The organism is Microbacterium sp. TW_SC_2 (assembly GCF_055361165.1).
On sequence record NZ_CM143952.1, the window covers coordinates 2,635,359 to 2,658,370 of the forward strand.

General features: G+C 72.0%; 23 protein-coding genes and 1 pseudogene. 6 read left to right on the forward strand and 18 right to left on the reverse strand.

The window, feature by feature from the left end; genetic code table 11:
* Nucleotides 1–8 precede the first annotated feature (8 nt).
* The 4 genes from ACWA14_RS12865 to ACWA14_RS12880 form a co-directional block, all read right to left on the reverse strand.
* Nucleotides 9–1,382 (reverse strand): FAD-dependent oxidoreductase, encoded by a 1,374-nt coding sequence (locus ACWA14_RS12865; RefSeq protein WP_463794133.1) that lies wholly within the window; start codon nt 1,380–1,382, stop codon nt 9–11.
* 57 nt (nt 1,383–1,439) lie between these two features.
* Complete coding sequence (locus tag ACWA14_RS12870; RefSeq protein WP_463794134.1) at nt 1,440–2,501, reverse strand: polyprenyl synthetase family protein; 1,062 nt, start codon at nt 2,499–2,501, stop codon at nt 1,440–1,442.
* 45 nt (nt 2,502–2,546) lie between these two features.
* Nucleotides 2,547–3,206 carry a class I SAM-dependent methyltransferase gene (locus ACWA14_RS12875; RefSeq protein ID WP_463797446.1) on the reverse strand — a complete coding sequence of 220 codons (660 nt, stop codon included), beginning with the start codon at nt 3,204–3,206 and terminating at the stop codon, nt 2,547–2,549.
* 77 nt (nt 3,207–3,283) lie between these two features.
* The gene (locus ACWA14_RS12880; protein ID WP_463794136.1) at nt 3,284–3,841 is read right to left on the reverse strand and encodes a DUF402 domain-containing protein; all 558 of its coding nucleotides are present in this window, start codon (nt 3,839–3,841) and stop codon (nt 3,284–3,286) included.
* A gap of 71 nt (nt 3,842–3,912) precedes the next feature.
* On the opposite strand from ACWA14_RS12880, the gene ACWA14_RS12885 reads away from it, so the two are divergent.
* The gene (locus ACWA14_RS12885) at nt 3,913–5,163 is read left to right on the forward strand and encodes an isochorismate synthase (protein WP_463794139.1); all 1,251 of its coding nucleotides are present in this window, start codon (nt 3,913–3,915) and stop codon (nt 5,161–5,163) included.
* A gap of 10 nt (nt 5,164–5,173) precedes the next feature.
* Here ACWA14_RS12885 and ACWA14_RS12890 read toward each other — a convergent pair whose 3' ends face one another.
* The 4 genes from ACWA14_RS12890 to ACWA14_RS12905 are packed head-to-tail and all read right to left on the reverse strand — an operon-like array spanning nt 5,174 to nt 9,187.
* A complete protein-coding gene (locus tag ACWA14_RS12890) occupies nt 5,174–6,016 on the reverse strand; it encodes a PPK2 family polyphosphate kinase (RefSeq protein ID WP_463794142.1) in 843 nt (280 codons plus the stop codon).
* Between the two features lie 44 nt (nt 6,017–6,060).
* Complete coding sequence (gene menD / locus ACWA14_RS12895; protein ID WP_463794145.1) at nt 6,061–7,734, reverse strand: 2-succinyl-5-enolpyruvyl-6-hydroxy-3-cyclohexene-1-carboxylic-acid synthase; 1,674 nt, start codon at nt 7,732–7,734, stop codon at nt 6,061–6,063.
* On the reverse strand, nt 7,731–8,081 hold the full coding sequence (locus ACWA14_RS12900; protein ID WP_463794148.1) for a PLD nuclease N-terminal domain-containing protein: 351 nt from the start codon (nt 8,079–8,081) through the stop codon (nt 7,731–7,733). Before ACWA14_RS12900 ends, menD begins: the two co-directional genes overlap by 4 nt.
* 59 nt (nt 8,082–8,140) lie before the next feature.
* Nucleotides 8,141–9,187 (reverse strand): PQQ-dependent sugar dehydrogenase, encoded by a 1,047-nt coding sequence (locus ACWA14_RS12905; RefSeq protein ID WP_463794151.1) that lies wholly within the window; start codon nt 9,185–9,187, stop codon nt 8,141–8,143.
* Between the two features lie 111 nt (nt 9,188–9,298).
* On the opposite strand from ACWA14_RS12905, the gene ACWA14_RS12910 reads away from it, so the two are divergent.
* Nucleotides 9,299–11,374: a bifunctional lysylphosphatidylglycerol flippase/synthetase MprF gene (locus ACWA14_RS12910; RefSeq protein WP_463794153.1), complete on the forward strand. Its 2,076-nt coding sequence runs from the start codon at nt 9,299–9,301 to the stop codon at nt 11,372–11,374.
* 9 nt (nt 11,375–11,383) lie between these two features.
* Here ACWA14_RS12910 and ACWA14_RS12915 read toward each other — a convergent pair whose 3' ends face one another.
* Together ACWA14_RS12915 and ACWA14_RS12920 are read right to left on the reverse strand one after the other, a co-directional pair.
* On the reverse strand, nt 11,384–12,148 hold the full coding sequence (locus ACWA14_RS12915; protein ID WP_463794155.1) for a hypothetical protein: 765 nt from the start codon (nt 12,146–12,148) through the stop codon (nt 11,384–11,386).
* Nucleotides 12,135–12,695 (reverse strand): RNA polymerase sigma factor, encoded by a 561-nt coding sequence (locus ACWA14_RS12920; protein WP_463794158.1) that lies wholly within the window; start codon nt 12,693–12,695, stop codon nt 12,135–12,137. Before ACWA14_RS12920 ends, ACWA14_RS12915 begins: the two co-directional genes overlap by 14 nt.
* Nucleotides 12,696–12,878: 183 nt before the next feature.
* Between ACWA14_RS12920 and ACWA14_RS12925 the strand changes: the two genes are divergently transcribed.
* Together ACWA14_RS12925 and ACWA14_RS12930 are read left to right on the forward strand one after the other, a co-directional pair.
* Nucleotides 12,879–13,589, forward strand: coding sequence for a CHRD domain-containing protein (locus ACWA14_RS12925; protein ID WP_463794160.1), 711 nt, complete (start codon nt 12,879–12,881; stop codon nt 13,587–13,589).
* 20 nt (nt 13,590–13,609) lie between these two features.
* The gene (locus ACWA14_RS12930; protein ID WP_463794162.1) at nt 13,610–14,236 is read left to right on the forward strand and encodes a class F sortase; all 627 of its coding nucleotides are present in this window, start codon (nt 13,610–13,612) and stop codon (nt 14,234–14,236) included.
* Nucleotides 14,237–14,252: 16 nt separating this feature from the next.
* Here ACWA14_RS12930 and arfB read toward each other — a convergent pair whose 3' ends face one another.
* The 8 genes and pseudogenes from arfB to ACWA14_RS12970 form a co-directional block, all read right to left on the reverse strand.
* Nucleotides 14,253–14,693, reverse strand: a complete 441-nt coding sequence (arfB, locus tag ACWA14_RS12935) for an alternative ribosome rescue aminoacyl-tRNA hydrolase ArfB (RefSeq protein ID WP_463794164.1) — start codon at nt 14,691–14,693, stop codon at nt 14,253–14,255.
* 7 nt (nt 14,694–14,700) lie between these two features.
* Nucleotides 14,701–15,345: a YoaK family protein gene (locus ACWA14_RS12940; protein ID WP_463794166.1), complete on the reverse strand. Its 645-nt coding sequence runs from the start codon at nt 15,343–15,345 to the stop codon at nt 14,701–14,703.
* Between the two features lie 62 nt (nt 15,346–15,407).
* Nucleotides 15,408–15,483, reverse strand: a pseudogene (locus ACWA14_RS12945).
* 142 nt (nt 15,484–15,625) lie between these two features.
* The gene (locus ACWA14_RS12950) at nt 15,626–17,029 is read right to left on the reverse strand and encodes a DUF6716 putative glycosyltransferase (protein ID WP_463794169.1); all 1,404 of its coding nucleotides are present in this window, start codon (nt 17,027–17,029) and stop codon (nt 15,626–15,628) included.
* 28 nt (nt 17,030–17,057) lie between these two features.
* Nucleotides 17,058–17,930 (reverse strand): N-acetylneuraminate synthase family protein, encoded by an 873-nt coding sequence (locus tag ACWA14_RS12955; RefSeq protein ID WP_463794171.1) that lies wholly within the window; start codon nt 17,928–17,930, stop codon nt 17,058–17,060.
* 95 nt (nt 17,931–18,025) lie between these two features.
* Nucleotides 18,026–19,252: a cytidylyltransferase domain-containing protein gene (locus ACWA14_RS12960; protein ID WP_463794173.1), complete on the reverse strand. Its 1,227-nt coding sequence runs from the start codon at nt 19,250–19,252 to the stop codon at nt 18,026–18,028.
* Nucleotides 19,252–20,619 carry a polysialyltransferase family glycosyltransferase gene (locus ACWA14_RS12965; protein ID WP_463794175.1) on the reverse strand — a complete coding sequence of 456 codons (1,368 nt, stop codon included), beginning with the start codon at nt 20,617–20,619 and terminating at the stop codon, nt 19,252–19,254. The genes ACWA14_RS12960 and ACWA14_RS12965 overlap by 1 nt, the downstream gene beginning before the upstream one ends.
* Nucleotides 20,616–21,626, reverse strand: a complete 1,011-nt coding sequence (locus ACWA14_RS12970) for a glycosyltransferase family 2 protein (RefSeq protein ID WP_463794178.1) — start codon at nt 21,624–21,626, stop codon at nt 20,616–20,618. The genes ACWA14_RS12965 and ACWA14_RS12970 overlap by 4 nt, the downstream gene beginning before the upstream one ends.
* Before the next feature lie 91 nt (nt 21,627–21,717).
* On the opposite strand from ACWA14_RS12970, the gene ACWA14_RS12975 reads away from it, so the two are divergent.
* Together ACWA14_RS12975 and ACWA14_RS12980 are read left to right on the forward strand one after the other, a co-directional pair.
* Nucleotides 21,718–22,632 carry a hypothetical protein gene (locus ACWA14_RS12975; RefSeq protein WP_463794180.1) on the forward strand — a complete coding sequence of 305 codons (915 nt, stop codon included), beginning with the start codon at nt 21,718–21,720 and terminating at the stop codon, nt 22,630–22,632.
* Between the two features lie 9 nt (nt 22,633–22,641).
* Nucleotides 22,642–22,995, forward strand: coding sequence for a DUF4229 domain-containing protein (locus tag ACWA14_RS12980; protein WP_463794182.1), 354 nt, complete (start codon nt 22,642–22,644; stop codon nt 22,993–22,995).
* Nucleotides 22,996–23,012: the final 17 nt, after the last annotated feature.

The window sequence follows — 23,012 nt, forward strand, 5'->3', positions numbered from 1 at the left end:
CGTCGCGGTCACTCTCCCCGAGAGACCCGCACCATCTCGTCGCGCGGCACGACCTTGACGCGGGCCCGCTCGTGCGGGGCGCCCAGACCGATCTCGTGCTCGTCGAGGCGGTGCCAGCCGTCGAGGTCCGTCCACTTCACGCCGCGTTCCTGCAGGAGCGCGGGGATCGCCTCTTCGGAGGGGTCCTCCGGGTGCCACCAGGAACCCTGATCGTTGATGATGTGACGCACGGTCTCCATCGCGTCGGACTTCGTGTGACCGATGAGGCCGACCGGGCCGCGCTTGATCCACCCGGTGGCGTAGATGCCGCGCATCTGCTGGTTGGAGTCCTTGGCGAGCACCTGACCCTCGCGGTTGGGGATGACGCCGTGCTTCTTGTCGAACGGCACATCGGGCAGCGGCGAGCCGAAGTACCCGATCGCGCGGTAGAGGGCCTGGATCGGCACCTCTCGCATCTCGCCGGTCCCGACAGCGCCTCCCTGCCCGTCGGGCTTCGTGCGCTCGTAGACGAGCGCGGCGACGCGGCCGCTGTCGTCCTTGCGGACTTCGGCCGGGCGCGCCCAGAAGTGCAGGTGCAGTCGGCGCGACGCCGTGCCGCCCGCGTTGTTGACGGACTCGCGCTTGCGCCACGACTGCAGGATGCGGTCGATGACCATGACCTGCTTGTTGCTCGCCACGGCATCCTTCGACGCCTCGTCGTAGTCGAAGTCCTCGTCGTACACGACCATGTCGACGTCGCGCAGCTCGCCGAGCTCGCGGAGCTCGAGGGGGGTGAACTTCACCTGGGCGGGGCCACGGCGTCCGAACACGTGCACGTCCGTGACCGCGCTGGCCTTCAGACCCTCGTAGACATTCGCGGGCACCTCGGTGACCAGGAGGTCTTCGGCGTGCTTCGCGAGCATGCGCGCGACGTCGAGGGCGACGTTGCCGTTGCCGAGCACGCCGACCGACGCGGCATCCAGCGGCCACTCGCGCGGGACGTCGGGGTGACCGTCGAACCAGCTCACGTAGTCCGCCGCCCCGTACGAGGCGACCGCGTCGATGCCGGGGAGGTCGAGCGTGGTGTCGCGGACGGCTCCCGTGGCGAAGATCACCGCGTTGTAGTGGCGCTTGAGGTCGTCGAGTGTGATGTCCTCGCCGAAGCGGACGTTGCCGAACAGGCGGATGTCGCCCCGGTCGAGCACGTCACGCAGCGCGCCGATGATTCCCTTGATGCGGGGGTGATCGGGGGCGACCCCGTAGCGGACCAGACCGTACGGTGCGGGGAGCTGCTCGAAGAGGTCGATCGAGACGTCGAACTTCCGCTCGGCCTTCAGCAGGATGTCGGCGGCGTAGATGCCGGCGGGGCCGGCGCCGACGATGGCAAGTCTGAGCTTGGTCATGGAGTCCTTTCCTGTGCCGCAGAGATCGGTGCGCGGCCGACGAGGGCCGCGGGGCGATCAGCTGGAGCGTTCGACGAGGGTGACGGCGAAACGGGTCAGTGCGTCGCGCACCGTGCCCCGCGGAAGCGCATCGAGGGCATCGATGGCGTCCTGAGTCCAGCTGTGCGCGAGCGCGAGGGTCTTCTGCGTGCCGACGTGGTCGCGCAGCTCGGTCAGCGGTCCGTCCAGGATCGCGGGATCCGAACCCTCGGCGATGCGGGCGACGCCGTCGTCGATGCGCGCGGCGAGGTCGATCGAGGCATCATCCGTCTCGGCCTTCAGCAGCAGGTACGGCATGGTCGGCACCCCGGCCCGAAGATCGGTGCCGGGAACCTTGCCGGTGTCCTCCGGCTTGGCAGAGAGATCGATCACGTCGTCGAGCAGCTGGAAGGCGACGCCGATCTTCTCGCCGTACACCCGCAGCGGCTCCTCCAGCTCGGAGGGAGCGTTCGAGAAGATCACCCCGCCCTGCGTGGCTGCCGCGATCAGGGAGCCGGTCTTGTCGGCGAGCACCTGGATGTAGAACTCGATGGGATCGTCACCGGGCTGCGCGCCGAGCGTCTCGTGCATCTGCCCGAGGACGAGGCGCTCGAAGGTGTCGGCCTGCAGCCGGATGGCCCGCTCGCCCAGCCGCGACATGAGCTGGCTGGCGCGGGAGAAGAGGATGTCGCCCGTGAGGATCGCGATGTTGTTGCCCCACACCGCGTGCGCCGCCGGAACGCCGCGGCGACGGTCAGCGCCGTCCATCACGTCGTCGTGGTACAGCGAGCCGAGGTGGGTGATCTCCAGCGCCTTGGCGACGTCGATCACGGCCGTGGTGTTGCCGTCGCCCAGCTGCGCCGCGAGGAGCGTGAGCACCGGACGGATGCGCTTGCCTCCGGCCTCGTACAGATAGCGGCTGGCGGCATCCGCGAGCGGATCGGCGACGCGCACGTCGTCGGCGAGACCGGTCTCGACGAGCTCGAGCCCGTCTTCGATGGCCCGAGCGACGCGGCGGGCGGCCGGGCCGACGAAAACGCGGTCGCTGAAACCGAGACGGCTCGCCAGTCGCGAACCCGGGGCTACGCGGCTCGAAGTCACGGTCTCAGCCTAGCGTCGTCGCGCACGGGTGCAGCATCCACGGTCCTACTCCGGCTTGCGGGCGCGGTGCAGGGCGACGATGCCGAAGGTGAGGTTTCGATAGGCGACATCCGTCCATCCGGCTTCGCGGATCCACGCCGAGAGGCGCTTCTGATCGGGCCAGGCGCGGATCGACTCGTTCAGGTAGTCGTAGGCGTCACCGTTCGTGCCCGCGACGCGGGCCACCCGCGGCAGCACCTGGTCGTTGTAGAAGCGGTAGGCACCGCGGAACAGCGCACCGGGCGGCGTGGAGAACTCGTTGATCACCAGTCGTCCGCCGGGCTTGGTCACGCGGAGCAGCTCGCTCAGCCCCTTCTTCGGGTCGCTGACGTTGCGCAGGGCGTACGACATGGTGACGGCGTCGAACTCGGCGTCGGCGAAGGGCAGGTTCGTGGCGTCGGCCTCGACGAAGGACAGATTGCGGATGCTGCCGTGGCGACGGCGTCCCTCGGCGAGCATGCCCGGCGAGAAGTCGGCCGCGACCACCTCGGCGCCGCTGCGGGCGAGCGAGGCGGAGGACGCTCCCGTGCCCGCCCCGAGATCGAGGATGCGCTCCCCCGGCTGCGGGGCGACCGCCCGCGTCGTGGCCGCACGCCACAGCACGTCGTTGCCGAACGTCATGACCGTGTTGGTGCGGTCGTATCCTGCCGCGACCTGGTCGAACATCCCGCTGACGTGCGCGGGGTCCTTGCCGAGATCGGCGCGATTGGGCTGGTTCGAGGTCACCTGATCCAGTCTAGGCGTCACGGCCGGGGAGAGAGCCGAAGAGCCTCGAGACGATCGAGCCAGACATCCGCCGTCGCGTCGTCGAAAGGCGCGACGCGGCGTCGTACGCGGTCCTCGAGGTCGAGCGCCAGCGCCTCGAGGCGCGACATCACCTCCGCCGGATACCCGTAGCGGACGCTGTGCTCCACCCACTCGTCACGGTCGTCGACCCAGGTGCCGCGGTCGCCCTCGACGCGGACGACATCGAGATCCATGTCGACGCCGGTCGCGAGCAGCGGGTCGTCCGACCACCGGACGTCCCACCCCAGATCGATGTAGATCCGCATCCCCTTCGGGTGGTCTCGGTTCACGGTGAGTGCGAAATCACCCTGCGGCGGCACGAGCGTGACGTTGGGTCCGACGGCGGTGAAGCCCGCCCCCGGGCGCGCACTCCGCCAGCCGACGGGCTGCCCGACCCAGTCGCCCCACGCATCCGCCCCGAGGTACACGCACTCGTGACGCCAGTGCGGAGACCCGTCCCATTTGCGCCACTGGAAGATCATCTCGGCACCAGCCTCGGGTCGTTCGTCACTCATGGGTTCACCCTAGATCGACGCGCTGGGCACGATGGCGGCCCCTGCCCATCCCCGAGTCCTAGGCTGGAGGGGTGAGCAGCGCGCTGGTCGTCGAAACCCGAGAGATCGATCCGATCGAGGATCTCCTCGCCGCGACGGATCCCGCCCGTCCCCTGGCCTGGCTGCGCCGCGGTGACGGGATCGTCGCCGTCGGAGAGCCCCTGCGCGAACTGCGCGCGCGGGCCGGCAGCGCGGCACGCCGGAGCACGGCGCTCGCGACCGCCTGGCGCCGTCTGACCGCCGGTGCGACGATCGACGACCCGATCGGGCTCCCCGGCACCGGGCTCGTCGCCTTCGGCGCCCTGGCCTTCGATGAGAGGTCGGCCGCCGACAGCGTGCTCGTGATCCCGTCACAGGTGCTCGGGCGCCACGGGGACCGCTTCTGGCGCACGACGATCCGCCCCGCGGATGCCGCGGTCCCGGCCGCACCCGAGGCGGATCACCCCTACGGTCCGCACTGGGCCGGGACCGTCGGCCCCGGCGCGCAGAGCCCACAGGGGTACCAGGACTCGGTGCGGCAGGCACTCGGGCGCATCGCGCAGGGCGAGCTGAGCAAGGTCGTGCTCGCGCGCGACCTCACCGGAAGCATCCCCGCGGGCTCCGACCTGCGGCGCCTCGTGCGCGCGCTCTCGACCGGTTACCCGGACACCTGGGCGTTCGCGGTCGACGGCCTGATCGGCGCGAGCCCCGAGACCCTGGTCACCGTGCACGAGCGCACGGTCACGGCACGCGTCCTGGCGGGCACGATCGGTCGTGGAGCGGACGCCGACGCCGATACGGCCGCATCCGCCGCGCTGGCCTCGAGCACGAAGGATCTCGACGAGCACCAGTACGCCGTGCAGAGCGTGCTCGCGTCCCTGCGTCCGCATGCCCGGGCGCTCGCGGCGAGCGAGCAGCCGTTCCTGCTGAAGCTGCCGAACCTCTTCCACCTCGCGACCGACGTCGAGGGCGAGCTGGCGGAGGGCGAATCCGCTCTCGACCTGGTCGGCGCCCTGCATCCGACCGCGGCGGTCGCCGGCACCCCCACCACGATCGCGATCGGGGTGATCCGCGAACTCGAGCCCTTCGACCGCGGCCGGTACGCCGGGCCCGTGGGCTGGGTCGACGCGGCGGGCAACGGCGAGTGGGCGATCGCCCTGCGGTGTGCGCAGTTCGAGGCCCGCGCCGACGACATCGCCGTCACGGCCTACGCCGGTGCGGGGATCGTCGCGGGCTCCGATCCGGAATCGGAGCTGCTGGAGACGCGCGTGAAGTTCCGTCCCCTGGTCGACGCTCTGGCCTGAGCCGGGCCGCTCAGCTCGCCTCGAGGCGCGCCTTCTCGGCCGCGACGTCGAACGCGGCGAGCGGCCACTGCGGGTCGATGTCCTCCAGCGCCGCGAGCAGCAGCTCCTGCACCGCGAGCCGGGCGTACCACTTGCTGTCCGCCGGGATCACGAACCAGGGCGCCGCCTCGGTCGACGTGCGGTCGAACACCGTCTGATACGCCTGCATGTACTGGTCCCACACCAGTCGCTCGTCGACATCGCCCGGGTTGTACTTCCAGTGCTTGTCCGGGCGGTCGAGACGCTCGCGCAACCGCTCCTTCTGCTCGTCGGCCGAGATGTGCAGCATGACCTTGACGATGCGGACGCCGGATGCCGCGACCTCTGACTCGAACGCGTTGATCGCGTCGTAGCGGCGCTCGATCTCGGAGGCGTCCGCGAGCGCTCTGACCTTGCCGATCAGCACATCCTCGTAGTGCGACCGGTCGAAGACCCCGATGAAGCCCGGTCTCGGAAGCCGCTTCTCGATGCGCCAGAGGAAGTCGTGCTCCCGTTCCTCGAGGGTCGGCGCCGCGAAGGCCGCGAGCGCGACGCCCTGGGGGTCGACACCCCCGACGACGTGGCGGACGATCCCGCCCTTGCCGGCGGAGTCCATCGCCTGCAGCACGAGCAGCACCGCGTCGGCGGCGGTTCCCGTCCGGCTCTGGGCGAACAGTCTCTCCTGGAGCCCGCTCAGCGTGGCGAGGCCCCGCTCGAGGTCGACCACGCCGTCCGCCTTGCCGCCGGTGTAGCCCGGCCGCCCCCCGGGATCGACATCGGCCAGGCGGAAGCCGTCGCCGACGCGGAGGATGTCTGCCCACCTGTGCGTGTCCATGTGCCCATCCTGTCGAGTCCGGGCCGGTTCCGCACGCCTCTCGCTCAGCGCGGGAGCGGGACCTCGATCAGCTGACGCCCGCCGGAGGGGGTCGTCAGCACCTGGTCGAGGGCCGTGCGCGTGGTCACCCGGTGGTACTCCCACCCGTAGGCGAGCGCGAGCTGCTCCAGCCGCACCGCGTGCGGGGTGTAGAACGCACGGTCGAGATCACGGGTGGGAGCGGAGCCCGCGACCTCGAGGGAATCGAAGATCGTGCCGCCGCCGTCGTTGCCGACGATCACCTGCAGGCGCGGTTCGGTCTCGTCCGGCGGCAGCAGCAGCCCGCCGACGTCGTGCAGGAAGGCGAGGTCGCCCAGCAGCACCCGGGTGACCCCCGGCTCCCCCGCCGCCTGGCTGGCGATCGCGATGCCGGTCGCCGTCGCGATCGTGCCGTCGATGCCGGCGAGACCACGGTTCGCGTGGACCGGCACCTTCTTGCCGCCGAGCACGGCGTCGGCCACACGCACGAGTCGCGACGATCCGAACACGAGCCGATCGTGCGGCCAGGTGGCGCGCCACACGGAGTCGACCAGCAGGGCGCGGTCCAGCGGACGGCGCACCGCCGCGAGCTCGGCCTGCACCGCGTCGCGCCGGGCGGCGGGGTCGATGGACGCCAGGCCGTCCTGATCGGGGGCGTCCTCGCTGAGGTCGACGGCGAGGGCGGCGGAGGCCTCGAGCCAGGCGCCGAGCCACTCGCGGTCGTCCGAACCCTCCGCGACCGACACCGCGGCCGCGGAGAGCGTGCGGTGGTTCAGATTCAGCTCCTCGCCGCCGCGACGGACCGCCACGACGTCGACGTCGGTGCGCGAGAGCAGTGCCGTCACCTCGCGGCTGAGCGTGGGGTGACCGAGCACCACGGCGCGCTCGATACGTCCGCCCAGGTCATCGCGCCGCAGCAGCTCGCGGTACCCGTGCACGATGCGTCGGCCGAAGCGCGCCCCGCTGACGACCTCGGCGATCAGAGGCCACGACCCCGTGTGCGCGATCTCCTCGGCGACCGGGCCGGCGTCGGCACCGGCGATCACGACGGTGCGCGGCCCGCGGGCCAGCACGAACGGTTCCCCCGCGGAGGCACGTGGCGCCTCCCCGGGATGCAGCGGGACCTCCATCGCGGCACCCGAGAGCGGCTCGCGCGAGGGCAGGTTGAGGTGCACGGGACCGGCGACACCGGGCAGGCCGCGCGCGGCCTCCGCCCCGAGGGCGACTGCGACGGCGCGGGCGGCGAGCTCGGACCAGGATGTCGCTGCGTGCTCGACCGGCACCGGCGCGTCGATCACCTCTCGCGCCCAGGCGGCGAACACACCGGGCTGGACGGTCGCCTGATTCGCGCCGACGCCGCGCAGCTCGGGCGGGCGGTCGGCGGTCAGCAGGAGGAGCGGGACGCCGGAGTGGAAGGCTTCCATGGCCGCGGGGAGGAGATTCCCGACCGCCGTGCCGGACGTGCACACAACCGCCGCGGGGACACCGGTCTCGCGGGCGAGCCCGAGCGCGGTGAACCCGGCCACCCGCTCATCGATGCGCACGTGCACGCGCAGAGCACCGGCATTCGCGGCGTGCACGGCGGCGAGCGCGAGCGCCTGCGACCGCGAACCGGGAGAGAGCACGAGGTCACGCACGCCCCGGGCGATCAGTTCCGCGATCAGTGCGGCCGCGGCATCCGACGCCGGAGAGGCGGTCACGCGCGGGGTTCCGGCGCCGTACCCTCGTCGGTCTCGTCGTCGAGACGGGCGAGCTCCTCTTCGAGGCGGCGGATGCGGTCGTCCTGCTCGGTCTTGCTGATGCTCTGCAGGAACGCAGGGTCATCGTCGGGGGCGACCATCCGGATCGTGTCCTTGCCGTTCGCGCGGCGACGGCCGAGCACGAACCAGAGGATGCCGCCGATCACGGGGAGGAGGATGACGATCGCGAGCCAGGCGGCCTTGGGCACACCGCGGTGCCGCGTCGCCGGCTGCACTGCGCAGTCGACGATGCTGTACACCCAGAAGACGGCGGCGAGGAAGCCGCCGACGATCAGTACTCTCGCCACCCCTCCAGTGTATGCACGTTCATGGAGGTCGGCGCCCGATGCGCCCGATGCGCCCGACGTCAGTCGCGATCGATGCGGAGGATGCGGTCGTCCGCCGCGGCGGGATCGCCGCGCCCGTCGGTGTTGTTGGTGAGCATCCAGAGCGAGCCGTCGGGCGCCACGACCGCATCCCGCAGTCGCCCGAACTCCCCCACGTACCACTCGGATGCCGTGGCCGGATCGTCGAGCGGCACGATCCGCAGCCGCTGTCCGCGGAGGTTCGCGATGACGAGGTCGCCGCCGGAGACCGTCATCCCGCTCGGACTCGCGTCGGCCGGAGACCACTGCTGCACCGGATCGATGTGGTCGCCGTCGTCGGCGATGCCCTCCACGATCGGCCAGCCGTAGTTCCCGCCCGGCTCGATCACGTTCACCTCGTCCCAGGTGTTCTGCCCGAATTCGGTCGCGTACATCGTGCCCGCGGCATCCCACGCGATGCCCTGCGGGTTGCGGTGCCCCGAGGTGTACACCGGAGAACCCGCGGTGGGGTTGTCCTCCGGCACCGCGCCGTCGGGAGTCAGCCGGAGGATCTTGCCCGCGAGTGCCTCGGCATCCTGTGCGGCGTCGCGATCGCCGGCGTCGCCGGTCGTCACGTACAGCATCCCGTCGGGACCGAAGGCGATGCGCCCGCCGTTGTGGTTGCCGGCCGCCGGGATGCCGTCGAACACCGACCGGGGCGACCCGAGGTCGAGCGATCCGGGGTCACCGATGATCGGGCGCCGCTCGATGCGGTTCTCGTCCTCGGCCGTGAAGTACGTGTACAGCTCGCCGTCGTGCACCGCGAGGCCCAGGAGCCCGCCTTCGCCGTTCGGCTGGACGCCGTCGATGCGCGCGACCTCGCGCGTGCTCCCGTCGGCGTCGAGTTCGAGGACCCGTGCGCTGTCGCGCTCGCTCACGAGCGCCGTGCCCTCGTGGAAGGCGATCGACCACGGAGCGTCGAGGCCCTCCGCGATCACCTCCACCGCGGGACCGGGCTGCCCGGACGGCGTCGGCGATGACGAACAGGCGGTCAGTGTCAGCAGCGTCGCGGCGACGATCCCCACCGCGGTGCGTCCTCGCTTCGGCATCCGGCACCCCCTTCCCGCTCTCCATCTCACACCGATCGACGGCAGGACGGAAGAGGGCGCGGGGCATCTGTTCCTCTCCCGCACCGTCGACGCCGTCGCTACGCTGAGCGCATGTCAGAGTCTCGACACGCTCCGTCCGCCGTCCTCTCGGTGGCGCGCCGTATCCCGGCGACGCTCACGATGGTCGGGCTGATCCTCGCGGTGGGGATCATCGGGCAGGGGCTGTGGCGTCCATTCGAGGACGATGCGCTGTTCCGCTCCGTGGCGTACGGCCTGCCGAGCTTCGACGCCGGCCGGTGGTGGACGCCGCTGACCGGCACGTTCTTCGTGAACCAGCCGTGGGTGTACGTGTTCACGATCGGCAGCTTCTGGGGCATGGCGTACCTGGAGTACCGCCGGGGGTCGCGGGTCGCCCTCGCCTACTACTGGATCGGTCAGCTGTTCGCGATCTGCGCGACCGCCCTGCTGCTGCTCGTGCTCTCGCGCTTCCCCTGGGAGTGGGCCACGGCGCAGGCGATGGCGCTCGACGTCGGTGCGTCCGGCGGCACGATGGCGTGCATGGCCGCGGCGGTCGGACTCTTCCGCGCACCGTGGCGCGTGCGCGGCTGGCTGATCCTGCTGGGCTTCGTGTTCATCGCGATGCTGTTCTGGGGCACGCTCGCCGATCTCGAGCATCTGCTCGCGGTGCTGCTCGTGCTCGGCGTGGACCGCTCGCTGCGCGTGCGTCGCACGACCGTCCGGGAGCAGCGCCTCATCGCGGTGATGGCCGTCCTGGTGCTGGGCGCGATCGAGATCATCACGGTGCTCGTCCCCACCGACGGCCCCTTCGGCCCGACCGAGTCGGCGTCGGGCGGGTTCATCGACCTCGCGATCGATCTCGTGGTGATCACCGTGCTCGTGAACGGACTGCGCCGCGGTCGGCGGTGGGCCTGGGTGATGGCCCTGCTGCTGGGCTCCTTCAACGTCCTCGTCGGCGCGCTGACGTTCACGCTCATCACGGTCTTCAGCCAGGCGCAGATCGATCTGCGCTGGGACGGGGAGACCGAGCTCGCGCTGGCCAACGGCATCCTCTGGCTGATCGTCCTCGTGTACCTCGTGTGGGTGCGCCGGGCGTTCCGGGCCCGACGGCGATCGACGCTGGGCGCCCCGCCCGCCCCGAGCGTCGACGACGTCAAGGCCGAGCTGCGCACGCACGGCGGCGGCACGCTGTCGTGGATGACGACCTGGGACGGGAACAGCTACGCCCGCGTGACCGGTGGCGTCGTCGCCTACCAGCGGCGCAGCGGCGTGGCGCTCGCGCTCGCGGATCCGATCGGACCGGCGGAGGCCCGCGCCGACGCTGTCACCGACTTCATCCGGACCGCCGAGCAGGCAGGGCTGGTGCCGTGCTTCTTCAGCGCCGACGAGGCCACCCGCGCCGCCGTGCCACCGACGTGGCGCAGCATCGTGGTCGCGGACGACACGATCGTCGACCTGCCGGGGCTGGAGTTCACCGGCAAGCGATGGAACTCCGTGCGCACCTCGCTCAACCGCGCGGGGCGCGAGGAGATGACCTTCCGCATGACCCGGCTCGGCGAGGAGTCGTGGGGCGTGAAGCAGCAGCTGCGCGCGATCTCCGAGGCCTGGGTGGGCGACAAGGACCTTCCCGAGATGCGCTTCACCCTCGGGACGCTGGAGGAGGCGGAGGACCCGGAGGTGCGACTCGCGCTCGCCCTCGCCCCGAACGGTGACGTCGACGGGTTCCTCTCCTGGTTGCCGGTCCACGCCCCGGGCGGCACCGTGCGCGGCTGGACGCTCGACCTGATGCGCCGGCGCGAGGGCGGCTTCGCGCCGGTGATGGAGTACCTCATCGGCTCCTCCGCCAAGCAGTTCTCGGAGGAGGGGGCCGAGATCATGTCGCTCTCGGGCGCTCCGCTCGCGCACGACTACCCGCCGGACGCCGGCGTGATCGCGGCGCTGAGCGAACGGCTGGCCGAGGCGCTCGAGCCCGTCTACGGCTTCGGTTCGCTGCACCGCTTCAAGCAGAAGTTCCACCCGCGCTACGAGACCATGTACCTGCTGTTCCGCGACGAGAGCGACCTGACCCGTATCGGCGGTGCGCTGACCCGGGCGTTCCTGCCGGACGCCACGATCCGACAGTTCGCGGGGGCCGGCCTCGAGCTCGTGCGCGGTGGCGGAAAGGATTGAGCGGGAGGCTCAGACGTCGGGCACCTCGGCCGCCGCGATCGCGATGCCGGCGTCGTCGCGGATCTCGAGGCGGGCGACGTCTTCCCGCAGCACCGCCGCGTTGACCCGGCAGTGGATCGCCACGGGCGAGCCGAGCATCTCCCCCGCGGAGAACTCGGAGCCGTCGGTCCCGATGAAGACGATCGCGTAGGTCGCGCCCACCTCGAGTCCCGTCGCGTCGAGCACGGCTTCCGTGCCCCAGGTGTGGGCGACGAGATCCGCATCGATGGCGGTGCCGTCCGAGGCATCGCGCACCTCGACCGGTTCGACCGCGCCCAGCGTGCCGGGCGGGCCGGTCGGCGGTGCGGAGAGGGCGGCGGGCACGAGGAGCCCCACGCCCAGACCGATGCCGACACACGCGGCGGCTCCGAGCATGCCGACCACCCAGCGAGACGGTCGGCGCACGGGAACCGCCGATGCCTCGGGGGCATCCGATGCCGGGGCGGGTGGCACGGCAGTCGGCGGAGTGCTCATGGCCGATGCCGTCGCGGCGAGCCCGTCGGCGTCGAAGAGCGCGCGCAGCCGGTCGCGCAGGGCGTCGTCGGGGGCGACCTCGGTCCACGTCGCCTCGGCTTCGGTCAGCCGGGCGGCCACCCCGCGCAGGCTCGCGATCTCCTCGGCGATCCCGGGGTGGAGCCGGCGGAGCGCGTCGAGCTCGGCCTCCTCCTCCGGGGACAGCTCCCCCGCCACCGCCGCGGCGATGAGCTCCGAGATCCGTTCGTCACTGATGTCCATCAGATTCCTCCGATCCGTCGAGGTGGCCCCGCAGTGCACGAAGAGCATGGAACGCCCGGGTGCGCAGCGTCGCTACCGGGACCCCGGTGGCGTCGGCGACCTCCCGATACGTGCGCCCCTCGACGTGGACGGCGACGATCACCTGCCGATGGGCGGCGCTGAGCCGTGCCAGCCCCTCGGTGATCTGCAGCCGCTCCAGCGGATCCGGATCCGTGGCCGGATGCTGTTCCAGCTCCTGTTCGCCGCCGATCCGCGGCATCCGCCCCCGCGCGCGGAACGCGTCGGCGATCACGTTGCGGGCGATCGCGAACAGCCAGGTGCGCTCGGAGGACTTCGCCGGGTCGAAGCTCTCGCGCGAGCGCCACGCCCGCAGGAAGGTCTCCTGCACGCAGTCCTCGGCGAGGGGGCGGTCACGCACGGCGTTGACGGCGAACCCGAGCAGGGCCGAGCCGTGCAGATCGAAGGCCCGCGTGGCGTCGAATCGCGCGGACCGCTCTGCCGGATGCTCCATCACGCTCCCTGAATGCCCCTGGGCGAACCCCGTCATGGTCGGCACGCTCCCCTCAGGTTAGGCCGTCGGCTCGCGGATCGAGAACCTGCAGGGTGTACGGCGTGATCGTCGCGGGTGTTCATCCGGAAAGAGAATTCCGTGCGCGATGAACGGAACGGATGCGCGGGGCGTATCCCCCGGCAACGGATGCATCGGGCATCCGCATCGAAAGGGCGCGACATGTCGAAAAGAACCTCCGCACGCACTCTCACCCTCGGCGCGGTCGCCGCGGTCGGACTCCTCGCCGTCGCCGCACCCGCGCACGCCGAGACCGAGGTGCCCGAGCCGTCCTCATTCACCAGCGCCTTCACGGTGATGGCCACCCCCGATCAGGTCGTCAACGCCGACGGCGTCGCGACTCCCGGCCAGGACGGCGCGACCGGGACCTTCACGTTCCGCATCAATTCGGAGCTCGAGGTCATCTGCTACGACATCACGCTCGACGGCGTCTCGGGTGACTACGAGAGCCCCGCCAAGACCGCCACGCACATCCACCAGGCGCAGGCCGGGCAGCCCGGGCCGCCCCGCATCGCCTTCCCCAACCCGGCTCCGATCGGCGACGGGCCGCGCACGAGCTCCGGCTGCCTGCAGGGACCGTTCACCACCGGAGTGATGGTGGACGGCGTCGACACCGGGACCGATTTCTCACTCTCTCAGATCGAAGACGACCCGAGTGGCTTCTCGGCCGACTCGCACACCGTCGCCTCGCCCGCCGGCGTGGTCCGCGGACAGCTCACGAGCGTTCCCGTCGGTGGCGTCCCCACCGGCGGCGGCGGTACCGCGGAGACGGGGATGAACGCCGCCGGCGTGTCGATCGCCGCCGTCGGCGTCGCCGGAGCGCTCGCCGGCCTCGGCGTCATCGCCCACCGCCGCCGGGCCGACGCCCGATGATGACCCGCTCGCGGACTCCGATGCATCCTGCCCCCGGGGTGCGTCGGTCCGCGAGCGTGGCACTGGCGCTCGTCGCGCTGGTGCTGACCGCATGCACTTCGGCGCCCGGGTCGCCCGGATCGACCCGGGCGCCGGAGCCCTCCGCGCCCCCCGCCGCGTCGGCGCCCGCGACGACACCCGTCGCGGAGCCGATCGCCCGTGGCCTTCCCCCGCAGCGCGTGCACATCCCCGCGCTCGCGCTCGACATGCCGCTGATCGATCTCGGCATCGCACCGTCCGGGCAGATGGAGGCGCCGAGGGACTACGACGAGGTCGGATGGTTCACCGGCGGCGGGCGCCCGGGAGGATACGGCCCCACGGTGATCGCCGGGCACGTCGATTCCCCCACGGGCGCCGCCGTGTTCTTCCGGCTGAAGGAGCTCACGGCCGGTGACGTCGTCGAGGTGACCGACGCCGAAGGCACGAGTTTCCGCTACACCGTCACGACGGTCGCCGACTACCCGAAGTCGGCCTTCCCCACCGCGGAGGTCTTCGGCGCGGTGGCCGCGGACGAACTGCGCCTGATCACGTGCGGCGGCGTGTTCGACGCCGCCGCCGCGTCGTACACGGAGAACAGGGTCGTCTACGCCGTCCGGGCACCGGTCTGACGGGAGCCACCGGCGTTCAGGAGTCGCGGGGCGGCCGCCGCAACTGCTTGACGTCGGTGCGCCGCTGCTTCGCCTTCAGCCGACGCTCTTTGGAGCCGCGGCTCGGCTTCGTCGGCCGCCGTGAGGGCGCGGGCGGCCGCAGGGCATCGGCCACCAGCTCGACCAGTCGCGCCCGTGCCGCGTCGCGGTTGCGCAGCTGCGCACGATGCTCGGATGCCGCAATCGTCAGGACCCCGGCGACCAGCCGGCCGTCGAGCCGGTCGAGGAGCCGTTCGCGCTGACTCGGCGACAGCGCCGCGGAGCCGGCGGCATCCCACACGAGTTCGACGCGGGAATCGGCGGTGTTCACGCCCTGGCCTCCCGGGCCGGACGACCGGGAGAACCGCCACGAGAGCTCCGACTCCGGGATGGTCAGGCCCGCCGAGACTCGGAGACCGGGGCGGTGGGAGGCAGGCATGTCTCCATCATCCTCTGTGCGTGCGACGGACCGCCGCCACCGCGATCGCTGCGGCCCCGAGGACCACGGCGGCGATCAGGAGAGACGGCCCGCTCCCGAGTCGATGAGCGGTCGCGCCGACCACCGCTCCTCCCGCGAGAGCACCCCAGAGCAGCAGCGGACGCTGCCAGGCGGAGGGGGATCGCCCCGACGCCCGTGCCGCGATCGCCAGGCCGAGGCTCACGAGCGTGCCGGTGGCGTAGGTGATCGCCACCCGCGCGCGTCCCTCCGAGAGGTACAGCGTGTTGAGCGCGCCCATCGCCGCCGCGAGGAGCAGGAACCGCCACGGGCCGTCGGGGAGGAAGGCCGCCAGCGCGGCGCTCATCGCGACCGCGGTGGCCCCGGCCGCCATCGCCGCGGCACGGCGTCGACCGTCGCGGCCGATGAGCGCGCCGGCGGTCACACCCGCGACGAACGCCGCGACCAGGGACAGCGGCAGCAGAGCAGCCGCCACCCCCTGCTCCGCGACGTCGACACCCGCCTGGGTGGAGTTGCCGCTCATGAACGAGACGAACAGGCCTCCTGTGTCGATGAACCCCACCGCATCCACATAGCCCGCGATGCCGCTGAGCAGCACCGACAGGAACAGACCCCGACGCGTCACGTCTCTCATGTCATGACCTTACGTCTGCGTCCGATCCCCGAGACCGGCGGGGGTGGATGCGACATCCGAGTTGGACGCGACGGCGGGAGTCGAACCCGCAACGCCGTCAGGTATGAGCTGAGGCCCGGGACCGCCCGGATCGCCGCGATGGGGTCGACGCTACCGGGACGCGATGCCGAGCACCAGCATCGCCCCCGGTGGTGACGGTATGGGTCGGCAGATGACCCCGGGTGTCACGCGACGGCGACGGCGACGGACCGAGGGATCCCGCCTGCGGCGGCGGTCCGGTTCAGCGGCGGAGGGAGTCGTGGAACGGGTTCGGCTCGAGCGTGACGTCCGTGGAGGCATCCGTCCAGGTGTCGGCGACGCCCGAGCGACCGCGGCGGCGCAGTGCGGCGAGCGCCGCCGTGGCCGGAACGCCGAGGGTGAGAGCGAGACCGCCCGTGACCGTCCGGTCCTCCGCGCCCAGCACGCTCGCCCGCTGCCAGGCCTCGTGCAGAGACCCGCCGCGGGCGACCGGCACGCGCTTCGCCGGCAGGGCGCCCGCACGGCGCAGCGCGACGAGCTGCTCGACGCGTTCCCACCAGGTCGCATGCGCATCGGGGTGGAAGTAGTTGTCGCGCAGCCAGTCCGGGTGCGGATGCCGGAAGCGCCCGGCCACGACCTCGCTGCGCCCGCCCAGCAGACCACTGCCGACGAACACCGTGTTCAACAGGCTCTTGCTCACGCCGAACGAATCGAGCGCGATCACCGGGATACCGAGCGCCGTGGCCTCGATCGCCGCCGTCGAGCTCACGGTCACGAGCCCGGCGGCGCTCTCCAGCGCGGTGGCCATCGACTCGTACGAGACCACGAGGTTCTCCGGGCGCCGGGTCGGCAGCAGCTCGGTGTAGGGGGTGCGCTCGAGGTGCGTCTCCGACTCCCCCGGCCGCGATCGCAGCTTGATCACGACCCGCCGGGTGGGGTCGGCCTCCGCCGCGCGCACCAGCATCGATGCGATCTCCCCGCGCTCCTCGCGCCCGACCGGCACGAGGGCCTGAGCCGCGAACACGATGTCGGTGGCGGGCGGGCGCACCGGGGTCGGTGGCTCCGGCAGGGGGCGCTCCGGACGCTCGACGAGCGCGAGGCCGCTGCGGCGACCCGAGACGGCGTCGATGCGGAGTTGTTCGGGGCGCAGCATCCGCTGCCGTCTCCGCGCGAACGGCAGGGTGGCGAGCGCAGTCGGCACCGAGACGCCGATGCGGCGTCCCAGCTCCTCGAACGCCCGGGCCTCGCGGTGCGAGTGGACGATCATCAGGTCGGTGTGCCGGCGGTACTCCAGAGCTCCGCGCTGGGCGGGGATCGCCATGCCGGGAAGTCCGGAGATCGTGACGGGGCGATGCGAGAGGGCGTCGATCACCCGGCCCATCAGGCGCACGAACGGTCCACGGCCGGCCAGCAGCACCACGTCGGGGCGCTGCCCCTCCAACCAGGCGAGGGTCTCGGCGAAGCGCACCCGCGTGACCTGCTCCGGCAGCATCCCCGTGCCCGCGAGCGCGGTGCGCTGCTGCTCGGCACTCGCGACCAGCGGCGTGCGCACCAGCAGCAGATGCGATCGGATGCCGGGAACGCCGCCGAGCAGCGAGGCGGCCCACTTCACGAACGAATCGGCGTCCGCGATCGCGACCACGCGCAGCCCGTCTCCACCCCTCATGCCGCCTCCTCGCCCCGCGCCGCGGTCGTCATGCCGAGACGCGACGCAGCTTCGCCATCGGGGCGCGCTCGCTGTCGAACACGCGCTTCACCCCGTCGCCGAGCGCCGTCTCGATCACCCGGATGTCGCGCACGAGGTGCTCGATGCCGGCGGGTTCGAGCGAGGCCGCGTGATCGGAACCCCACATCGTGCGGTCGAGGGTGATGTGGCGTTCGACCGCGACGGCGCCGATCGCGACCGCCGCGAGCGAGATCTGCAGACCGCGCTCATGACCGGAGTATCCGACGGGGATGCCGGGGTAGCGGTCACGCAGGGTCGCGATGGCGCGGAGGTTGGCCTCCTCCGGCTCGAGCGGGTAGGTCGAGGTGGCGTGCATCAGCACCACGCGGTCGGTGCCGAGTGTGTCGAGCGCCCGATCGATCTGCGCAATGGTCGACATGCCGGTCGACAGGATCACGGGCTTGCCGGTGGCGCGCAGCGCCTGGAGCAGCTCGGTGTCGGTCAGGCTCGCGGAGGCGACCTTGTGCGCCACGACGTTCAGGTCCTCCAGGAACGCGACGCTGGGCACATCCCAGGGTGACGCGAACCAGTCGAGTCCCTGCAGCGTGGCGTGGTCGCCGATCGCGACGTACTGCTCGCGATCGAACTCGACGCGGCGACGGTAGTCGAGGTAGCTCATGGTGCCCCACGGGGTCTCCCGCGGCACGTCACGCATGTGCTCCGGTGTGGAGATCTCGGGGGTGCGCTTCTGGAACTTCACGGCGTCGGCTCCGGCACGGGCCGCGACGTCGATGAGGCGCTTCGCGATCTCGACGTCGCCATTGTGGTTCAGGCCGATCTCCGCGATCACGTAGGCCGGGTGGCCTCCGCCGATCACGCGCGATCCGATGCTGACAGTCATGGTTCCTCCGGTCGTCGAGCGGTCGGGAAAGCCCCGCTCCTCCTGAGTACGCGCCGTGGGTGAACACCACGCGACCGGAGGATGACCGGCATCGGTCAGCTCGACAACACCCGTTCGATCAGCTCGCGCACCGCACCCTCGCCGCCCCGTCGGCGCAGCACGACGCGCGCGTGCTCCCGCACCCGCGGGTGCGCGTTCGCCACCGCGATCGGCCAGCCGACGATGCGCATCGCGGGGAGGTCGTTGACGTCGTTGCCGAGGTAGGCGATGTCGGCGAGCGGGATGCCGGCGTCCTCCGCCCAGTCGCGCAGAGCGGCCTCCTTGTCGGCGATGCCGTGCAGCACCGGCACGCGCAGCTTGTCGGCGCGTGCCCGCACCACCGGGTTGACCTCGGTCGAGAGGATCAGCATCGGCACACCAGCGGCGCGGAGCAGCGAGACGCCCATCCCGTCCTCCCTGCTGACGCGCACGCGCTCACCACCGCCCGCGTCGATGATCGCCGTGTCGTCGGTGTGCACGCCGTCGAAATCGGTCACCACCGCGCGCACGGGGATCGCGGACGGCACGTCGTGCCGCGCGGCCAGCGCCCGGGCGATGCCGAGCTGCTGTTCGTCGTCGATCTCGATCGCGGTCCACTCCGGCACCTCGGCGATGCGGACGCGGCCGAAGAAGCGGTGGATGCTCGCGCGGAAGCCCTCGACGCCGAACACGTAGAAAGCCCCGGTCTCGAGATGATGCGGCGCTCGATCCTGCCGACGCGGACGGTGGGCGGCGTCGTGGTCGACCGCGACCGCCTCCCCGTCGTCACCGCGTCGCCACAGGAATCCGTACGACTCGACGGCGGAGAACACGCTGTCCGCGCGGCCCGACCGCACCTCGCGCACGGCGGCGGCGAGCGCGTCGGTGGGGATGAACGGTGACGTCGCCTGCAGGAAGGCGACGACCTCGAACGGCTCCCCGCGCCGGGAGAGCTCGTCGAGCGCATGGAGGATCGCGCTCTCCGACGACGCGGTGTCACCCGCGAGCTCGTCCGGGCGGCGGATGACGGTGGCGCCGGCCGCCACGCTCACGGCCGCGATCTCGGCGTCGTCCGTCGAGACCACCACGAGGTGGATGCCCTCGGCGGCGCGCGCCGCATGGATCGCCCGCTGTACGAGCGGCACCCCTCCGACCGTCTGCAGGTTCTTGCGCGGCACCCCTTTCGACCCGCCGCGGGCCGGGATGATCGCCACGGTGCGGCGCGCCGCCGGGTCGGACGTCATCTCAGTGCCGGTCGTCTCGCTCGTCGTCTCGGTGCTCATCGTCTCGGTGCTCGTCGTCATCATCGTCCTCGAATCGCTCGCCATGCTCGTGTCGCCCGCCGCCGCGCGCCCCTCGCCGTCAACCGCCACTCCTCGACACGACCGGTCCCGCCGGTGGACCGCAGCGCCCGGTGCAGCGGACCTTCGGCGGGCGCGCCGGGCAGCCGCAGGGCCGCCAGACGCTCCGGGGCGAAGTAGCGGTCGCGCTCACCGGCGTCCAGCCCGTCCAGGAACCGCTCCGCGCGGCCTCGGAGGTGCCCCGCGATCTCGGGCTGCATCGCGTATCCGATCGCATCCACGAGCTGCTGCAGACGCGCGGGGTCGGTGTACGGGGTGTCGGCCCGCGTGAGGGCGTCGACGATCGCCATCGGCACGCGGTTGCTGTTCTCGAACCGGGTGAGTCGGCGCTGCATCGACGCCAGGCCGCTCGCCCCGATCGGGGTGTCGAACAGCGCACGGACCGTGGGCAGCGCGGTCGAGAACCCGGCGACCACGGCCACGGCATCCACCCGCTGCGCGAGCACCTCCGCGGCGAGCGCCCCCCGATACTCGACGAACTCCCGCCTCTGCGACAGCGCCCGCTCGCGAACTGCGTGGGTGAGCTGCGGCGGGGCCGCCGGATGCGGTTTGAAGACGATGCGCGTCGGCGACCAGCTCGCGGCCCGGTCGATCAGGTCGCGCTGCAGGGAGATCTCCTCCCGCGGCGTCATCAGGCCGAGCGCCGAGAGGTACTGGCCGAGGACGAGCGCGGTCGGGGTGCCGTCGTCGAGCGGATGGCCGTGGTCATCGGTGACCGGGGCGCCGTGATCGGTCTCGAGCAGCACGCGGCGGAACGCCTCCGGCGACACCGCGAGCGTCTCCGCACCGGTTCCACCGACGAGCGGCCGCACACCCGGCACCACGTCGGCGTGCACGACCCGGGTGATGCGCGCCGACACCGGGTGCCCCAGCGCGACGCGCATCGGCGAATACGTCATCAGGCCGTCGCCGATGATCGTCAGGCGCGCGCGGGGGAAGATCGACATCAGCGTGCGCGCGGGCGCGACCTGGGGGCTCTGCACGAGGAGCTCCAGGTCGTCGTGATCGATGCCCCACGCCCGGGTGAGCAGGCGCTCGAGCAGGGGCAGATCTGCCGGCGCGGGCTCCCAGGCGCTCGGATGCAGCGGCCCGAGCAGGGCGCCGAGGTCCTCGATCCGATCGAACCGCTCGCGGAGGGTCTGCAGTGCCGGGTCCGCCCCGACGCCGACCACGGTCTCAGGAACCCGGGCCGAGACGAACGGCACGAGCACACGCTCGCCGCGGGCGCCGTCGCCTCGGAGCTGCGCGTCGATCGCGGCCGCCGCGGTCGCGAGCCCGTAGGCGCTGTGCACGGCGAAGAGCTGCGTCATGCGCCGTGCCCTGCCTGTCGCAGCGAACGCGCGAGCACCCGACGACGCGGCCCGTCCAGACGGCGGACGGCCGCCGCCACCTGATCCTCGGGGAGCCGACCCAGCAGTGCGCGGATGCCGGAGCGCATCTCGGCACGCAGCTCCGGCCGCATGCGGCGCGACCGCACGAGGTGGTGCGAGCTGAGCGCGAGCGCCGTCCAGACCGCCTTGGGGAGGAACCGCGGCGCCTCGGCATCCTGCTCCACGAGATCGACCACCGCGGTCATCGCCCGGGCGAAGTCGAGCTGACGCCGATCGCGCACCTGGGTGAGCGAGCCGGTCACCCCGCGGCGATACAGCAACGCGGGGGCATCCACGACGGCGAAGGACTCCGCCTGCAGATGCAACCGCCAGATCCACGGCCGATCCTCGGCCGTGAAGAGTCCGGGCGGGAACTCCGCCAGTCCGCGCTCGAGCACGCGGCGGTGGAAGATCCCGGCCCAGGCGAACGGATAGTCGACCATCGTGGTCTCGGTCTCCGGCAGGATCGCCTGGCGCGGGGGGACGAGTCGCTCCCGCCACGGATGCGGCGCCCGCACGAGTGTCCGAACGCCGTCGCGCACCGTCACGTGGTCCGTGCGGAGGAAGTCGGCGCCGAGCTCCCGCAGGCGCGCACTGAGCACCGCCAGCCTCTGCGGCTGCATCCAGTCGTCGCCGTCCAGGAAGCAGAACGCCTCGCCCTCGACGTGCGCCAGGCCCTGGTTGCGGGCGCTGGCCAGACCGCGCGGCTCGGCGTTCACGAGCACCTCGGCGTGCGGGAGCCGGTCGGCGAAGCGCCGCATCAGGTCCCCTGTGTCATCCCCGGATCCGTCGTCGATCGCCACGAACTTGAGCGCCGCCGGGTCGTCGAACTGGCGGGCGAGCGTCGCGAGGGTGGTGGCGAGGTAGGCGCCGGCGTCCTTGGCAGGAACGATGACGGTGACGAGGGGGCTGCGCACGGATCTCCCGGGGGTGGCGGTGACCCGCATGCTCGCAGGCGTTCGTGGCCGGACGGGAACCCCGAGGTGAACGCGGGGTGTCCTGGTCGGCGGCCCGTCGCGGATCGGCGACGATGGACACATGCTCCGGTTCGGTGGGTCGTGGTGGCGGCCGATGCGACGGGGGCGGCGCGACACCGCCGACCTCCGGTGGTTCACCGCGCGCGCCTGGACCACCCGGTGGTACCCGCAGGGCATCGACATCGGCTCCTGGCGGGGACGCCGCACCCTCGCGGTCAGCTGGTTCCGGCAGGACAAGGCGAACGCGCATCTCGCGTCCCGCGTCGTCCTGATCGATCCCGAACGCCCCCGGCACCTCGATGTCGCTCTCGCGTTCACCGATGAGGAGGGCCGGCTGCAGCCCGCCCCCATCCACACCGGGGGACTCGCCTGGTTCGACGACCGGCTGTTCGTCGCGGCCACCGGGCAGGGCATCTGGGAGTTCGATCTCGGCAGTGTCCGCCGCATGCGGGGGTCTCTCGCCCGGCGCCTGCGCGGCGCCTCCCGCTTCGGGCTGCCGAGGACCGCGCTCGTGGCGGTGCGCTCTCGCGTGCATCCGCTCGCGCTGCGGTGCTCCTTCCTCGGGCGTGTCTTCGACGACGACGGCACGCCGCTGCGCCGCGTCCTGATCGGCGAGTACCGCACGGACGACCAGGGGCGGATCGCGGAGTTCTCGATTCCCGACGGGCCGGACGACGCCTTCGAGGAGCACGACCGCTTCTCCCCCGGCATCCCCCGCATGCAGGGGGTCGTGCGGTGGGGCGATCAGCCGTTCGTGTCGCAGTCGAACCTGATGCGACCCGGCCGGCTGTGGACCGGCAGCCGCGAGGCCCTCACGCCGCACGCCGTTCCCCTCCCCGTGGGGTGCGAGGATCTGGCCCTCGATCCGGACGCCGACCTGCTGTGGACGCTCGGCGAGCACCCCCACCGGCGCGTGGTGCGGGGCATCCCCTTTGCCGTCCTCGGCCTCGACCGGGTCCCGCGGGAGCGCGCCTAGACTGAGAGGGTGAAGCCCGCACCTCTCCTCGTCTACTCCGTGCTGCGACTGCTGGCGTTCCTGGTCCCCCTCGCGATCCTCTGGTTCTTCTTCCCGATCTTCCGCGAGTTCTGGTGGTTGGCCGCGATCTTCTCCGCGCTGATCGGCACCAGCGTCTCGATGCTCTTCCTGCGCCGCCCGCTGTCCGAGGCGTCCACCGAGCTCCACGAGCGTCGTCGCCGCCGGGAGACGACGGGTCAGGCGGACGCCGCCGCCGAGGATGCCGTGGTCGACGCCGGACCTGTGGCCGAGGCCGGACCTGTGGCCGAGGCGGGACCTGTGGCCGAGGCGCCGTCGACACCGGAAGACCGCCCGAAGAACTGACTCCCGCCGTCGTCGAT